This window comes from Paenibacillus sp. P4_E11 (genome assembly GCF_056401635.1).
On record NZ_JBFUIX010000048.1, the window covers coordinates 14353 to 29560 of the forward strand.

Annotated in this window: 16 protein-coding genes; 13 read left to right on the forward strand and 3 right to left on the reverse strand. The window is 50.3% G+C overall.

Translation table 11 applies throughout. The features are described from left to right. Window positions 1-128: 128 nt before the first annotated feature. From AC1DWB_RS18485 to AC1DWB_RS18535, 11 genes are all read left to right on the forward strand, one after another. A complete protein-coding gene (locus AC1DWB_RS18485; RefSeq protein ID WP_477542559.1) occupies window positions 129-578 on the forward strand; it encodes a hypothetical protein in 450 nt (149 codons plus the stop codon). A gap of 33 nt (window positions 579-611) precedes the next feature. Then, entirely contained in the window at window positions 612-920 is a 309-nt protein-coding gene (locus tag AC1DWB_RS18490; protein WP_477542560.1) for a hypothetical protein, read from the forward strand. Between the two features lies 1 nt (window position 921). Next, entirely contained in the window at window positions 922-2232 is a 1311-nt protein-coding gene (locus tag AC1DWB_RS18495) for a glutathionylspermidine synthase family protein (RefSeq protein WP_477542561.1), read from the forward strand. A 68-nt stretch (window positions 2233-2300) separates the two neighbouring features. After that, the gene (locus AC1DWB_RS18500) at window positions 2301-2747 is read left to right on the forward strand and encodes a DUF350 domain-containing protein (RefSeq protein ID WP_477542562.1); all 447 of its coding nucleotides are present in this window, start codon (window positions 2301-2303) and stop codon (window positions 2745-2747) included. Window positions 2748-2775: 28 nt separating this feature from the next. Beyond that, window positions 2776-3627, forward strand: coding sequence for a sulfurtransferase (locus AC1DWB_RS18505; protein WP_477542563.1), 852 nt, complete (start codon window positions 2776-2778; stop codon window positions 3625-3627). Window positions 3628-4065: 438 nt separating this feature from the next. After that, window positions 4066-4854 (forward strand): ankyrin repeat domain-containing protein, encoded by a 789-nt coding sequence (locus tag AC1DWB_RS18510; protein ID WP_477542564.1) that lies wholly within the window; start codon window positions 4066-4068, stop codon window positions 4852-4854. 929 nt (window positions 4855-5783) lie between these two features. Then, window positions 5784-7166, forward strand: a complete 1383-nt coding sequence (locus tag AC1DWB_RS18515; RefSeq protein WP_477542596.1) for a hypothetical protein — start codon at window positions 5784-5786, stop codon at window positions 7164-7166. Window positions 7167-7168: 2 nt separating this feature from the next. Then, window positions 7169-7354, forward strand: a complete 186-nt coding sequence (locus AC1DWB_RS18520; RefSeq protein ID WP_477542565.1) for a hypothetical protein — start codon at window positions 7169-7171, stop codon at window positions 7352-7354. 32 nt (window positions 7355-7386) lie between these two features. Next, window positions 7387-7860 (forward strand): DinB family protein, encoded by a 474-nt coding sequence (locus AC1DWB_RS18525; protein ID WP_477542566.1) that lies wholly within the window; start codon window positions 7387-7389, stop codon window positions 7858-7860. A gap of 28 nt (window positions 7861-7888) precedes the next feature. Then, window positions 7889-8329, forward strand: a complete 441-nt coding sequence (locus AC1DWB_RS18530) for a hypothetical protein (RefSeq protein ID WP_477542567.1) — start codon at window positions 7889-7891, stop codon at window positions 8327-8329. A 973-nt stretch (window positions 8330-9302) separates the two neighbouring features. Further along, window positions 9303-9773 carry a DinB family protein gene (locus AC1DWB_RS18535; RefSeq protein WP_477542568.1) on the forward strand — a complete coding sequence of 157 codons (471 nt, stop codon included), beginning with the start codon at window positions 9303-9305 and terminating at the stop codon, window positions 9771-9773. A gap of 662 nt (window positions 9774-10435) precedes the next feature. Here AC1DWB_RS18535 and AC1DWB_RS18540 read toward each other — a convergent pair. Next, window positions 10436-10996, reverse strand: a complete 561-nt coding sequence (locus AC1DWB_RS18540; protein WP_477542569.1) for a DinB family protein — start codon at window positions 10994-10996, stop codon at window positions 10436-10438. A gap of 781 nt (window positions 10997-11777) precedes the next feature. Between AC1DWB_RS18540 and AC1DWB_RS18545 the strand changes: the two genes are divergently transcribed. Beyond that, the gene (locus tag AC1DWB_RS18545; RefSeq protein WP_477542570.1) at window positions 11778-12821 is read left to right on the forward strand and encodes an alpha/beta fold hydrolase; all 1044 of its coding nucleotides are present in this window, start codon (window positions 11778-11780) and stop codon (window positions 12819-12821) included. A 66-nt stretch (window positions 12822-12887) separates the two neighbouring features. Then, window positions 12888-13478, forward strand: coding sequence for a TetR/AcrR family transcriptional regulator (locus AC1DWB_RS18550; RefSeq protein WP_477542571.1), 591 nt, complete (start codon window positions 12888-12890; stop codon window positions 13476-13478). Between the two features lie 325 nt (window positions 13479-13803). Here AC1DWB_RS18550 and AC1DWB_RS18555 read toward each other — a convergent pair whose 3' ends face one another. Continuing rightward, on the reverse strand, window positions 13804-14424 hold the full coding sequence (locus tag AC1DWB_RS18555) for a class I SAM-dependent methyltransferase (protein ID WP_477542572.1): 621 nt from the start codon (window positions 14422-14424) through the stop codon (window positions 13804-13806). 33 nt (window positions 14425-14457) lie between these two features. Then, window positions 14458-15156 carry a DUF4386 domain-containing protein gene (locus AC1DWB_RS18560; RefSeq protein ID WP_477542573.1) on the reverse strand — a complete coding sequence of 233 codons (699 nt, stop codon included), beginning with the start codon at window positions 15154-15156 and terminating at the stop codon, window positions 14458-14460. Window positions 15157-15208 lie beyond the last annotated feature (52 nt).

Here is a 15208-nt window from a genome sequence, read left to right on the forward strand (position 1 = left end):
TCATTTACTCATTGTGGGAAGTGCCATCATCATAAGATAATAGAGTTCAAACAGCAACTGCCTATGGAACCGGAACCTCTAAATTTGCGTAATAATCGAATATCATTGATCGAGAGGAGACTCGTACCATGGCCCGACTGGAGTACCGGTTGTACGATGAATCGCAGACTTATCCCGTGCTGGTTTACTATGATTTTATTGGTAAAGATGAAGTATCGCTTCGATTTGCCTGTGATTATTGGATCAAAAATAAAAAAGTGTATGAGCGGACCGCGAATCAACTGGATGGCAGCAAATACATTATCTACGTACGAGAAGCGATCGAGGAGCATGTGCTCGAACACGCGCAGGACGATTCCTACTGGGGAGGAATTTGCGTCGAACTTAGGGAATTTAGAGAAGGGACCGATCAATATCCGGTCGTGCACCGGTATGAGCTGCATGACGATGATGACGCACTGCTGCTCCTGCAGAGTGACAGCCTGACCTTGCATGGGAATGTATGGGCCCGAACGTCTACGGAGATCGATGAAGACCGTAAGGTCTATGTGTATTATGCGGTACCAGAGCAGGGATAGGTGTGCAGCATAGTCAGGGAGGAGAGCGGAAGAATGGAGTGGAACGCTTCAAAAACCCGAACGCTGGTAAGCTTGTTCGTCGTGACGACACTGGCGTTCGGCAGTGCGGGGTGCACACGATCCAGCAATGCGAATGAATGCTACGACAATAACGATGATGGGAATTGCGATGACGATGGGAGCCGGGTCGGGAGCTCGTATTACTATCATAATGGGCAGAAGCGCTATACGAAGAGCAACACCGGCGTGACTAGCGGGTCCCAGAGTATCAATAGCTCCAGTACGAGCTCGAGCGGGTCCAAGAGCGGGATCGGCAGCAGCTCCTCGTCATCGGGTGGGTAGGATGTCGACAGGAACTGTGCGATATGCGGGCCACAAAAGCCGAGGCCATGCTGGCGAAGAAACGTATGCGTCTCGACGCGAGCATCTGTATGGGCCGCTCCGTGAGGAAGGCGTCTTCACATGGGACCGGATGTACGGTGAGGAGTATGCGGTAGCCTCCCACATCCAGATTAACCCGACGGTGCGCAGGGAGATCGCGGAAGCAACGGAACAGATGGGTAGGATCTTCAATAGGACGCTGCAGATGGCACAGCGTGGTGATGATGCCTTGTTCGAAGCGCTGGGATTGCCCGAAGAGACGTGGGGGGCGGTCCGGGTATCGCTATCGGAGACGTATCCGACTGTGATCGGACGGTTTGACTGGGCGGAGACGGCGGAAGGGCTGAAGATGCTGGAGCTCAATAGCGACACGCCCACCAGCATCGTCGAAGCGTACGTGGTGAACGGCCGCATCTGCGCCGAAGCGGGGCTCGCTGATCCGAATGCAGGGCTAGCGACGCATCTGGGTGATGCACTGGCAGCAGCAGTGGAGGCGTATGCGGCGCAGGGGAATGCCGTAGGGCGAGTGGCGTTCAGTGCGCTCGACTGGCATGCTGAGGACGCTGGCACGACGCGCTACCTATTGGCGCAGAGTGGTCTGGCTCATGCACGGTTCGTGCCGCTCGAGAGCCTGCGTGTGTACGAGGACCGCTTATGCGAGTGGCGGGCTGAGACCGCAGAGCATGAGCCGATCGACTTGCTGTATCGGTTGCATGCACTGGAAAAACTGGCCGAGGAGCGGGACGAGGCGGACGGCTATCCGACCGGCGCGCATGTACTGGACCTGATGGTGCGTGGCCGGCTCAGCGTTCTGAACCCCCCTTCGGCCTTCCTGGCGCAGTCGAAGGCCTTTCAGGCGCTCATCTGGAATTTGCATGAAGCTGGCGAATTTTTCTCGGCTGAAGAGCAAGAGACGATTGCACGGTACATGCTGCCGACCTATATGGAGAACCGCTTCGAGGGTGTGTGTCCGTACGTGAGCAAGCCGATTTTTGGACGCGAGGGCGGCGCGGTTACGCTCTACGGGGCCGATGGCTCGGTGCAGGAGAAGGATGGGGAAGCGCAGTATTGGGAGCAGTCGATGATATATCAGCAGCTGGTTGAGTTGCCGGTAGTCGAGCTGGAGACGGAGCGGGGCTTGGAAGAGTGCCGGCTGCTGTGGGGATCCTTTCTCATCGGGGGCCAGGCCTCGGCGATCGTCGCCAGAGCGGGCGGGCGCATTACGGGGAATCTCTCGTATTATGTGCCGGTTGGGCTGGACTCGGAAGAATAGGCTCTGATGAGCCGAATGACGTAAGTAAGAATGAATCCTTTCATCAAACGCGTAAGGGAGCGATTGAATTGGCACCTGTTGAAACCCAGTGGGATCATATTTTGAATTTCCTCGCATACTTAGGGGTAGCACTGCCTGTGCTGGCGCTGGGGATAGTGGCATTCCTCTTCACCACACCGTACAACGAGTTCGCCCTGATTCGGGCCGGCGCCGAGACGGATGACCTGCAAAAGCAGCTGGCTGCGAAGGCAGCTGCGCATGACCTCGGCGGCAAAATCATCGGGCTGAGCCTCGTGCTCGCCTCGGCGATCTATCATTCCGTCTCTCTTTGGGATTTGGCGTTGTGGGGGGTGTTGGGTGCGCTATTCCAGGTACTCGTGTTTTACATCTTCGAATGGGTAACCCCATTCAAGGTCGTTTCAGAAATTCCAAAGGGCAACGTCAGCGTAGGACTGTTCGCCTCTAGACTGAGTTTCGCGACAGGCTTGATTATGGCGGCTTTAATTAGCTATTAATCCGAATGAAGAATAGGGGAGTGAACATATGCGCAACATCGTCCAGGCTGACTGGTTGGCGGAGCATTTACAAGATTCTAATTTGATCGTGGCGGATTGTCGGTTTACCCTGGGGCAGCCGCTCTCCGGACGAAGCGAATACGACCGGGAGCATCTGCCGGGTGCGGTGTACTTTGACCTCGACCGGCAGCTGTCCTCGCCGGTAACGGAGCATGGAGGCCGGCATCCGCTGCCGGACCTTCAAGACTTCGCAGCTGTGCTGAGTGCAGCCGGCATCGGGCCGGGTACGACGGTCGTCGCGTACGACGACCAGGGCGGGGCGATGGCTTCGCGCCTCTGGTGGCTGCTGCGCTACGTCGGGCACGAGCAGGTGTACCTGCTCGACGGAGGCTTCTCGGCCTGGCGGGCGGCCGGGTACCCCGTGACCGCCGAGGCGCCTGCTGCGCGTGCCGCCTCGGCGTTGTATCCCGTGCAGCCGCAGGCCGCTATGCTGCTGCACGTAGACGACGTCCGGGCTCGGCTCGGCCAGCCCGGCGTGACGCTGATCGACTCGCGGGAGACGCCGCGCTATCGCGGCGAAGTCGAGCCGATCGATGCGGTGGCGGGCCACATCCCGGGCGCGAAGAATCGCTTCTGGAAGGCCGCGCTGGACGAGCAGGGCCGCTGGCGCGATGCCGCCGGACAGGCCGACCGCTTCCGCGATCTCGACGCGGACGGCGAGATCGTCGTGTACTGCGGCTCCGGCGTGACGGCGTGTCCGAACGTGCTGGCGCTGGAGGAAGCCGGCTTCCGGAACGTGAAGCTGTATGCGGGAAGCTGGAGCGATTGGATTTCATATGAGGGGAATCCGATTGAGACAGGAGAAGAAGGGAAGGCGTAAGGCCGCGTCTGACGCGGGTTTGGGGGCTGTGGCAGGTTGCTGGTTAGTGACCTGTTGCGGCCCTCTTTGGCGTTCTCGTTCAACAGCTTGCAAACAAGAAGCCAGAGAAAGCAGTTGCAGGCCCCCCGGAGCCAGCCACAACCGAGGAGTCGGAACAGGTTATTGTTGAATGGCATCTTGCGTCTTGCATCTAGCCATCCACAGACAGGCGCGGCGAGTTCTTACGTGCGGTGAAAGAGTCCAGCCGTCATTCAGATAGCATTGATGAATCAATTTTTTTTCCATCTACTAACGAGCAGGACATTATAATCATTCCACGAATACTTCAAGTATGGTGAATTTACGAAGCTCAAATTTAAGTCGTTATACAATTCAAACTATTACATTATCCATGAAGGATAGATATGGGACTGATTATATCTATGGGAGGAGTTTGATATGGAATTTATTTACGAAGATGAAACGCTGGCAGTAACCGTTGTTCAAGCGATCCAAACTGGCGATATTCCATCGTTGAAGCGACTACTCGTCGAGAATCCAGGGTTGGCAACGGCAAGAATTATCGGAAGAGACAATAGTAACGAAGGCGAAAGTTGTAGGATGTCTCGAACACTGTTGCATGTGGTGACCGACTGGCCAGGTCACTTCCCAAACGGATCTGCTACCGTGGGAGTGTTAGTCGAGTTCGGTGCGGAGGTGAACGCTCGTTTCACGGGTTCGAACACCGAGACACCGCTTCATTGGGCTGCGAGCTCCGATGACATTAAAGTGCTTGACGCGCTTCTTGATGCTGGCGCCGACATCGAAGCGCCAGGTGCAGTGATCGCCGGTGGCACGCCACTGGACGATGCAGTAGCGTTCGCACAATGGTGTGCAGCCCGTAGATTGGTTGAACGCGGAGCGATGATTGCACTCTGGCATGCGGCTGCGCTTGGACAGATGGACGCAATAAAGGCCTATTTCGCCGGGAATACGCTTTCTGAGCGATATCCTTGGGGAGCAAATAGCTCTTCTCCTCCGGACAAGGTTACCGTTGCCTTCTGGTGCGCTTGCCACGGAGGACAACTGCAGCCTGCACAATACCTCCTCGAACAAGGTGCCGAACTGAACTGGATATCCGTCTGGGATGGATTAACTCCACTGGACGCAGCAAAACGTAGTTCCGCTGCTGAACTGATTCAGTGGCTTACCAGTCAAGGAGCTAAATCTGCAAGCGAACTGGGATGATTATTTTGGTTGCAAGTCCTCAAGTTTAACTCTTGAGTAACGTGCGCGGCTTCCAAACGCGAGTTGGTCAAACGAATATTGTTCAAGAGAAACAATATTGATTTGGAGAGTTGAAGTCCTCTTACCCGTCATATGGTGATGCCCTTGATAGTCAAGAGGAACAACCTGCAAACAATGTTCAACAGCCAGCAAACACCGATCAAGATAAGACCAAAGTAAGTTAAGGTTTACCTTGCTTCACTTGGCCTTTTGTTGGCGTTCCGTTCGGCTTGATCCAGCCACAGGTGGATGACTCGTCTTGGCTCAAATCATACTGTTTCGCCAGCCCCGTCGTCCACGGGCTTTTTGCTCCCTAAGTCCTCCCAAACGTAGCCAAGGGAAGTTGTTGCGCATTGGCGCTGGTGTATACTCGGAGGCATTCCCGCCGCGCTGATCGGAACCCCTACTCTTTAACGTTGGACCCTCCGAGCATGGGGGTTCGTGGGGGGTAAGAAGCTGGAGCGATTGGATTAGTTACGAGGAGAACCCGATCGCGACGGGAGAAGAATAAGAGCCGAGGGGCCGCGTGGGACGCGGGTGTGGGGGCTGTGCCAGATGGTGAGCAAAATAGCCTGTTGCAGCCTTTTCTGTGCCCTTTTGCAAACAGCTTGCAAACAAGAACTCGTAGAAAGCAGTTGCAGGAACCCGGAGCTTGCCGCAGTAGTGCAATTGGACAGGTTGTTGTTGACGTTGGATGTGATCTCGGAGGAACCTGAATAAGCTTACGAGTGCGCGAACATTCGGCCTATATAATTGGCTTTGGTGGGGAATCCCTTCAAGTTAATGAATGGAACCAAAACCCACATTCGGATGCTACCTATAGGGTGGGTTTTTTACTTTCATTTGCAGAAGATGGCTTTAAGTAAAGGGGAACGATCGGCTTGATTATTGTGCAGCTCGGCTATTTCGGACTCGTGTTTTGGTTCGGCTTATATCTGGTTAATCGGGATGCAAGAAACGTTCGGCTCTTGCTGGCCGGTCTCGGAGCAATTGTTTGTTCGCTTGGTTTTGGGGTGTCTGTATTGATGCCCTATAGCCAAGGGTCCCAGCATATGGCGTTGTCACTCAGCAAGGTGCGGGATATCTGCTTTTATCTGCCTTTGGTTTTGTGGCAGGGTGCCATTCTATCGACTGTCTCCGGAAAAGAGGATAAACGGAACGTATTATGGCAGCTGTGGAAGTACGGGCTGACGGGGTTGACGCTCGTTAGCGTGATTTGGCTAGCCTTCTCTGCAAATCCTGTCCTATATGACGTTTCCTACAAAGCCGCGGTATGTATGTTTGGTATCCTGTTAACGGTGCTTTCCATATGGGGGGCGGTATCCGATGGGATAAAAAGGCCACTTCCCTTCTATGTCTTCAGTTATGTGCCGCTTCTGGTATTTGTCTGTATGACGGCTTTGAATCTCTTTTTCTCGGAGGGCGTATGGAACAAGGGGACACTTATGGCAAACGGTGCCGGAATGATGCTGTTTGGCGCATATACGATGATCAAGGAAATCAGGGAGCAAGGGGAATCCTGGCTGCCTGATTTGTTTCGGTCGCTCGATTATTCCGTCTTTTTTACGCTCATTTTTTCCGGGCAGGTCGCGCTTGTTATTTTACTCGGAACGGGGACGGGCTTCGACTTTGCTACGCTGTTATTATTGATGGTCAGCATGATGGTTTCCATTGCATTCCAAGTGTTCGTGTATCCGATTCGGGCTTTGCTCGACAACATTGCTCTAATGACGTTCCCGAAGCTGCGCACGGAACGCTCCAAACTGCGTTTGCTCGAAAGCGTTCAGGTTCGTATTGATGACGATGCAAAACCGGAGGAGATGGACGATGAGGAGCTTTACCGTCATATCCGGCGAGCGACTAGCAACTTGGGCAATCTGGAGCGGTTGGCGTCGAGCCCGCTCGCGCAATTGAAGCTGATTGAAGAGAGGCTTCGGAAGCGCGGGGCGGCGGATGGCGTAGTGGAACGGGCTAACGAGCTTAAGTCTTTGCTTATCGAAAGTATTGTGCAAATGAAGCCGCGCCGGGATGAGCCGTTCGGCACGACGGATGAATGGAAATTTTACAATGCTTTGTATTTCCCTTACGTCGTCGGCATTAAGCCGTACAGCGTGCGTTATTCGGACAATCAACTGGACGCTCCTTCCAAAGACGCTTTGGAGTGGTTCCGTACCTATGTGCCCGAGCGCACCTGCTACAATTGGCAGAACGCCGGCACGCGTCTAATTGCGACAAGTCTGAAGGAGAAAAATACCCTTATCAAGGCGCAATAACGATGAATGACATGGATGGCGGTTGTTTCCTTGGGTATGCCAGGGGAAGCAGCCGCTATTTTTGTGCATTTCAGGACAGCAAGTATATAAATCTCAATACTTTTCTGAAAAAATACGCAAGTTGGCACCAAACGGCAGTAAAAAGTATGGTTCTGGCAGTCGTTCGTGGGCTAATCTTGGTGTTGTAAGGGCGCAACCAAACCATTAGGAGGAATGTACAATGTCTCAAGCCAGTATCCAAACCGCAAAAACGGCACATCAATTGGTTATCGGATCCCTTCAAGCGATTCAGGAAGAAATTTACGATATTAGGCCCGCAGGATTCAACAATACGATTCGTTGGAACGCCGGTCATGTCGTTACCATGCTGAATTGGTTTCTCTCCGCGGGTCCGGTGTTAAATACGAAGCTGCCGGAAAGCTATCCCGGTTTATTCATGACAGGAACGAAACCGTCGGACTGGACCGTCGCGCCTCCGTCGAAGGAGGAGTTGATTCAATGTTTAACCGCGCAGCTCGACGACTTGTTCAATGTAGACGTTGAGTCATTGAATATGTCTTTGAACGCGCCGTTTGAAATGGGACCGCTGAAGCTCGAAACGGCAGGCGAGCTGTTTAACTTCGCATTCATCCACGAAGCAGTGCACTTGGGAATCATTTCTTCACTCGTGAAAGCCGTACAAGCCGATAATTAATCGCACCGAAAAGAAAGAGGTGTTAAAAATGAAAACAAATGGAGCAATAACTCCGGCAGGAGAAACTTTCATCCGCAAAGTTCTGCTAACGAATGCTGTTTCGTCCGGGGCATGCGGGCTGCTGCTGCTGTTCTTTCCTGGGTATGTTGCTAATTGGACGGGGCTGGGCAACAGATTCGCTCTGGTCGAAACCGGGGTTTTTCTGCTCGTATTCGTCGCCTTTCTCGTTTGGACCGCATCTAGGAGCATTGTTTCTCCAGCGGCCATGCTTGTCATTGCCGTGCTCGACATTTTTTGGGTCATCGGCAGTGCGCTTCTGCTGGAGGATAAAGGAACCACGGAGACGATGACCGTGTTCGGCTCCTGGGCGGTCATTATGGTCACAGCGGTAGTCGGAGTGTTCGCGATTTTCGAGGTACTGTATTGCTGGCGTAACCTTTCTTTCGGAAGAGAGGAAAGAATTCGCTAAAATTGACTGGTTAATCCTCTATAGAGATATGTTCCAGGTACCACGGCAACTTCGTCCTTATTGGGCGGAGTTTTTTGATTTTTTCATTCTATTATACAGTTAAAATATATAGTTGAACTGTAAGAGCAAATGCCCGGTTGGAGATACGATTCGCGAACCCAGTTAATCTCAAGTTGGAAAGCATCATCATCGATAATTAAGCGGGTCTCACAAGCGTAAGCTGTATGCGGGGAGCTGGAGCGACTGGATCTCGTATCCCGAGAATCCGATTGCGACGGGGGAAGAATAAGAGCCGCGAAGCCTTTTGTGGCGCGGGTTTGGGGGCTGTGACAGGTTAGGAGCAAGTGACCTGTTGCAGCCCTCTTTGGGCTTTCCGTTCAACAGTTTGCAAACAAGAGGTCGAGGAAAGCAGTTGCAGGAACCCCGGAGTCAGCCACAGTAGGACGGTCGGAACAGGTTGTTGTTGAATCGTTGTGTGCTTTGTTTCCGGCCATCCACAAACAGGCGCGGCGCAACCTTTCGTGCGGAGCAAGAGTCCGACCGCCTTCCAGATCAATTCGCTTCGCTTTCCTTGCCGTTCCCGGTATTCCCAGTTTGGTGGCATCGGCAGCGGGAGCCGTTTGGAGCGTCAAGGTTCAGACCAGTCTACAGGTTGGCCTGGTTGTCAGCACCAAAACAAGCGTCAGTGTACGAACGCTCGAGCGCTGGCTCAGCCAGTACCGCAAAGGCAAGTGGTCCGGCTTAAAGCCGCAGGACGCACCAGCAAAATCTGGAGGTCATTTTCTAATGCCATTGTCGCGGAGTTTCACGCCGTCATTTTACGTGAGCGGCAACATTAGAAAACTATCGAAGTTATACGTGCAGGATTGCTCAATGATTTCCCGAATACTTTAACGATTAATTACTGCGAAATTAGTAAGTAGGAATTACAGAAAGACCCTCGTCATGGAAAAAATACAGGAGGCTGTACGCCATGTTGAAACTATTCGAGTATAACTGGCAAGTGCGCAAAGATTGGTTTGACTGGTGCAACTCGGTGACCGAGAAAGAGTTGCTGAAGAAACGCAAAGGCGGCCCGGGCAGCATTCTCTATACGCTGTTTCACATTGTGGATGTCGAGTACAGCTGGATAAGCGGTTTGCAAGGAAATCAGCCTCAATTCGAGGACTGTGCCGACGTGCAAAAGTTAAGAGATTTTTCAGCACGTTGCCATGCGGAGATCGCTCCATTCATCTACGCCTGGAATAGCGGCATGGAAACTCGTATTTTGTCCGACCAAAACGACGATACAGGCGAATGGGAGAACTTCAAATACGGGGAGATTATGCGACATGTTATCGCCCATGAGATCCACCACATCGGCCAATTGTCTGTATGGTCGCGAGAAATTGGCAAACAGCCGATTACCGCAAACTTGATTCGCAGGGGATTGTTCGATATTTAACGGTGATCGATGGTTGCAAACAACACGCCAACAGGCTGCAAACCATAGAGTTGAAGCTTGTTCTTCGCCCAGACCGCCCTTCCGGGTGCTACCTTGCTTCACTTGGCCTTTTGTTAGCGTTCCGTTCGGCTTGGCCAGCCACAGGTGGATGACTTGCCCCGGCTCAAACCGGATTGCCGCTAAAGCCCCGTCCTCCACGGGCTTCTTGCTCCACAAGTCCTCCCAAGCGTAGTCAAGGGAGGTCGTTGCATATGGGCGCTGGCATGTCCTCCGAGGCATTCCCGCCGCGCTGCTCCGAACCCCTACTTTTCGGTGCTGGAACCATTCGAGCATGGGGGGTTGTGGGGGGATAAGAAGCTGGAGCGACTGGATTAGTTATGAGGGGAATCCGATTGCGATAGTAGAAGAGAGGCCGCGTCGGATGCGGGTTGGAGGGCCGTAACAGATTGCCGATGAGCGATCTGTTGCGGCCCTTCTTGGCGTTCTCGTTCAACAGCTTGCAAACAAGAAGTCGGGGAAAGCAGTTGCAGGAACCCCGGAGCCAGCCATCATTCTGCAGCTGTGACAGGTGGTTTAAATGAAATCGTGTGTCTTGCTATCGGGTAGTGTGAAGCCGAAGGATTAAGCCGGTGGAATCACGCGGTAGGCGGGGCTTGCCATACTTATTGTCTGGCGTTTTCTTCTTTTCGGGAAGCATAAAGAAACCGACAATATCCTATTTCGGCGGCATTTTTCATGAGCTCAAGATTGAGCCAGGCGGACAACTCATAGAATGGCTTGTCGTTGAAGGGCCATTTTGTTCGAGTGCAGCCATTCAGTTCATTATCCGACAGTTGGTCCACTGAAGCTTCCCATTTCTTTTTTAATTGAAGAATTTTATTTACCGCTTCTTTTGCGCTGCCGGGGCAACGTATATTCTCGCGCTTCAATGTTCCGTTCCCGAATGAATGGTCGAGAACCATGGACCACCAGAAAATAATATGCCACGTCAACCAGGCAATGCTTGCCGGCCCAATCTCATACCCCTCCGATTCTGGCCAATCTGCACGCCAGTCCCCCAATTCATTTACCAGATGAAGCCCTATCGAAGCAGGTCTCCAATAATATTCGCCATCTTCAAGACCGTTCAGATGGATGTCGAGAAGTTGGCATGAGATTTGGTACTGGAATTGGAGGACGCCTTGGACAGCGCCGGTAGAGTAATGTATTTCCTTGTCTTCCATGTGATGATCCTCCTATGCTGCTTGGTTGTCACGAGGACGGCAAGCTTATATTATCGTTTGCTCTCGGCATGTCACCGAAAATCAGGATCAACTATTTTTTGTTATTCTATAGTCATATTATATATTTGTCTATTCATAAAGTAAACAATAAATAGTAAAGTTTGTTATTTTTTTAAGGTGTATTCCATTCTGGCGACCTTATTGCAAACAAGCGCCAACAATTTGCAAACAACAGTATCGCAGCCCATCCCCCTCCGGGTGCTACCTGCTTCACTTGGCCTTTTGTTGGCGATCCGTTCGTAGCCAAGGGAGGCCGTTGCACACGGGCRCTGACATGTCCTCCGAAACATTCCCGCCGCGCTGATCGGAACCCMTACTTTTTAACGTTGGAACTATACGAGCATAGGGATTCGTGGGGGGAAAAGAAGCTGGAAATCAAGCGGATGGTGCAAGGTGATCGCGGCGGGAGTCAACCGTTCGCGTGTTGCTGTTGCCGTGGGCATTTGAATCGCTCCTCTCAAAATGAAATTTTGGAAATTAAAACGGACAAGGTATTGAACAATTATGTTAGATAATCATCGCTGAACTAGAGGGAGCAGACAAACATGAGGTCGGAGAAAGAAGTTGCAGGACCCCCCGGAGCCAGCCATAGTTCGGCAGTCGGAACAGGTGGTTGTTTTCATGAATCTAATACATGTCGTTGACAGATTCAAAAAATGGAGCTATCTTTATAAATGAGTGAGTTGCTCACTCATAATTATACAACAAGGAGAAATGCATTGTGAGCAAAACAAACATATTACCTGACTTGGTTTTTCGGAGTTTCAACCGACGGAAGAACGCTCGTAAACTTATCAACAATACGCCGAACGGAATTGTTGAAGGCCGATTTGTTCCTATCGGAGGTATCGAACAATGGATAACGATTCGCGGTGAAGATCGCCATAATCCCGTCTTGCTATTTGTCCACGGGGGGCCGGCTTCTCCATATTCCATCTTCAGTCCGCTGTTGCGTTCGTGGGAAAAGCACTTCACCATCGTTCATTGGGATCAGCGTGGAGCCGGGAAGACGTATCGCAAGAACGGCAAAGAAGGAAGCGGAGTCCTCACGTTTGAACGTCTCGCTCAGGACGGGATCGAAGTGACTAATTACGTGCTCCATAAACTCGGACATTCAAAAGTGATCCTCATCGGCAGCTCCGCAGGCAGCCTGATCGGTGCGATGATGGCGCGACGCAGCCCATCTCTCTATTATGCGTATGTCGGAACCGATCAGAATGCCTCCGAATCTCTACAGGTTTCATACCAGTTAACGTTGAAGACTCTTCGTGCTTCCGGCCGTACAAAGGGTGTTCAATTGGTTGAGAAAATGGGTCCGGACCCCGCCAAATGGAGCCGCAAAGACTTCGAACAAATGAACCAGCATATAGTCAAATCCAAACATACGGTTCCCAATATGATTATGGATCTTATTCTTCCGTCCATGCTGTCGTCCCCGGACCACAAATTCCGCGACCTTATCGATATCTTTAAGGGAATGCACTTTTCCTTGGAGCACCTATTCGACGAATTAGTGACCTTTGATTTCCGCATGATCGGGAAGCGTTTTGAACTTCCGTTCTTTGTTTTTCAAGGTGATACCGATATTTTCACGCCAACTGTACCTGCCAAAGCGTACTTCGATGAAATCGAAGCTCCTCACAAGGAATTTGCGCTTATTAAGAATGCCGGCCATCTGGCGTGTTTTGCCCGACCGGACCAATTCCTCGAGGAACTGATCAACCGGGTATGCCCGCTGGCTTTCGCGCCAGATAACCAATCGTAAGGCAATACAAATTGATCGATTATGGTACAATCGAAATAAACCTAGATGATCGGAGTTTGACGTACATTGTCCCCACCTAGCAAGCAACAACTCAATCGAATCCGCGACGATCGCAAACAACAAATTAAGCATACTGCCACAGAAATTTTTGCGCGCCGCGGGTTCGCGGGAACGAAAACGAGCATGATCGCCATGAAGGCTGGGATCAGCGAAGGCCTGATTTATCGCTACTTCAAATCCAAAGACGAACTATACTCCGAAATTGTTCAAGAGCTGATGGAAGAAGCGGGGAAGGAATTCGAAAATATTCATCTCTTGCCCGGAACGGCCATTGAACAGATCGAAACCTTGACCCAAGGCATGCTTACAGAGAGTAACAAATACGCGTTCATGCTGATTCTTAGGGCGCGAAAAGAAGAAGGAATCCCTGAAAAGGCTATGCAAGCTCTTGAACGGCATTCCGCCGATGAGCTGATCGACAGGCTGGTTCCCATTTGCACCAAAGGACAACAAGCGGGCGATTTCTCTCCAGGAGATCCTCGAGAGTTGCTTTCTTGGTATTTTTATATCATCAACAGTCTTCTCATGCAGGATGTAGGGGAAGAAAAGTACGGGATGCCGAACGTGAGCGTTCTAATGCGCATTTTAACAAAGTAACTTTCTTTCCGTATTTCAATGGAGTTCGTTCAATCAACGGATAACGATCATTCAGCTGCTGCTAAAATGCAGAGCATTGCAAACAACCGCCAACAACCTGCAAACAACAGCATTGCGCCTACTCCGTCTGGGGTGCTACCTTGCTTCACTTGGCCTTTTGTTGGCGTTCCGTTCGGCTCGACCAGCCACAGGTGGATACTTCCCCTTGGCTCAATCTGGGAATCCAAGCGGACAAGGTATAGATCAATTATTTAAATGATCGTCGCTGTACTAACGGGCACCATAGTTTAAGATCATACTCGGTGAAACGGTTCTTTGTAACCTATCAAATCTTCTTGGCAACAATGAAATATTCCTGAGAACTTTTCTTCAAGCAATCCGATTCGACAATTGACAAATTCCCTCCCTCAATTGTATCGACTAAATTGCGTATATTARATGCTTTTATCTTCGGTACTAAACCAACCCTACTTGCAAACAATATCATGTTTCTTAGAAATATCTTTTCTCCCACGCATGGTGTTGCAGAAATCAATAATCCTCCTGGTTTCAACAGTTCATTAATTCTTTGTAGAACGATATGTTCATCTTCCAACAAATGCAGAACATGAAAGACCAGAATGACATCAAATGAGCCTTTCTTATACCTTTCATCAAAAATGGTCGTATGAGCATAGTTTATATTTGCAATGTTTCGCTCTTTTGCCTTTTTTTCTGCAATTTCTATCATATTAGAAGATGTATCAATCGCATAAATCCCTTTCACATATTCTGTAATTTCATTTGATATCAATCCAGTCCCACAGCCGTAATCCAAAACAATGTCGCTTATTTTGAGATGCGTTTTCGTTTTATTTATTATATTGGTGTAAGTCTGTTCATCCTTCATCTCTATTTGATCATATTTACTTGCTGTTCTTTCCCAAAAACGTTCTGATTTATTCATTTCAGTTACACCTTCTTTTCTAGAGCATTCATCTTAATTGGATACAGAATCCTGATCCGCCCGGTTGAATCCTTTAATGATTAGCCATATAGCCAAAACCAATTGTTGAAAGGCTATTGGAATGTTCAACATCATGTAGGTTGCATCTAGACCGATGAAGCGAATCATAAATAATAAGCTTGCCAATATGGACAATGTAGACCCAATAAGACCCGAAACTGACAACCAACGTGGAACTAATTTTATTTGGTAAAATATGCAGTTAAACAAGAACATAGCCAAAACAAATGCCAGTGTCGTTGCCACATGGTTCACCAAATCACGTCCTTCCCGTAACAATCCACCCAGGGCCTCAAAATACGAAACATTCAGAATTCCAACTTTTGCAAATTCGTGGCTTAATGTCAATAGTAACAGAAGAATGATTACACCAATAATAATGAACACACCCGCAATGATGCCGAAAGCAACAGATCCAAGAGCTAAACCTTTATTATGCTTACTTAAAATCGGATACATCAAAATAGGAATACCAACATATGTAACAACCATTAACAACTGGAAAAACGCTCCTATTAGTACCTGGTTTTCATTTGTAGAAGCCTTGACAAGGTAGTCTGCTCCATCTATAACAGGAACAACACTAAATATACCTGTAACCAACCCGGCTATTAATAACACCCCAGTAATTACTGCAGACCTTCTACCTGAATTTGTACTCTTCCTCAACATAATTAACCTCCTTATAATACCTACCCTTGGCGGATGTTTGCGGGACGTGCGA

What these genes read in the sequence shown, in the direction of transcription:
- AC1DWB_RS18485 (WP_477542559.1), top strand. Translation starts at nt 129, where the DNA reads ATGGCCCGACTGGAGTACCGGTTGTACGATGAATCGCAGACTTATCCC.
- AC1DWB_RS18490 (WP_477542560.1), top strand. Translation starts at nt 612, where the DNA reads ATGGAGTGGAACGCTTCAAAAACCCGAACGCTGGTAAGCTTGTTCGTC.
- AC1DWB_RS18495 (WP_477542561.1), top strand. Translation starts at nt 922, where the DNA reads ATGTCGACAGGAACTGTGCGATATGCGGGCCACAAAAGCCGAGGCCAT.
- AC1DWB_RS18505 (WP_477542563.1), top strand. Translation starts at nt 2,776, where the DNA reads ATGCGCAACATCGTCCAGGCTGACTGGTTGGCGGAGCATTTACAAGAT.
- AC1DWB_RS18510 (WP_477542564.1), top strand. Translation starts at nt 4,066, where the DNA reads ATGGAATTTATTTACGAAGATGAAACGCTGGCAGTAACCGTTGTTCAA.
- AC1DWB_RS18520 (WP_477542565.1), top strand. Translation starts at nt 7,169, where the DNA reads ATGAATGACATGGATGGCGGTTGTTTCCTTGGGTATGCCAGGGGAAGC.
- AC1DWB_RS18525 (WP_477542566.1), top strand. Translation starts at nt 7,387, where the DNA reads ATGTCTCAAGCCAGTATCCAAACCGCAAAAACGGCACATCAATTGGTT.
- AC1DWB_RS18530 (WP_477542567.1), top strand. Translation starts at nt 7,889, where the DNA reads ATGAAAACAAATGGAGCAATAACTCCGGCAGGAGAAACTTTCATCCGC.
- AC1DWB_RS18535 (WP_477542568.1), top strand. Translation starts at nt 9,303, where the DNA reads ATGTTGAAACTATTCGAGTATAACTGGCAAGTGCGCAAAGATTGGTTT.
- AC1DWB_RS18540 (WP_477542569.1), bottom strand. Translation starts at nt 10,996, where the DNA reads ATGGAAGACAAGGAAATACATTACTCTACCGGCGCTGTCCAAGGCGTC.
- AC1DWB_RS18560 (WP_477542573.1), bottom strand. Translation starts at nt 15,156, where the DNA reads ATGTTGAGGAAGAGTACAAATTCAGGTAGAAGGTCTGCAGTAATTACT.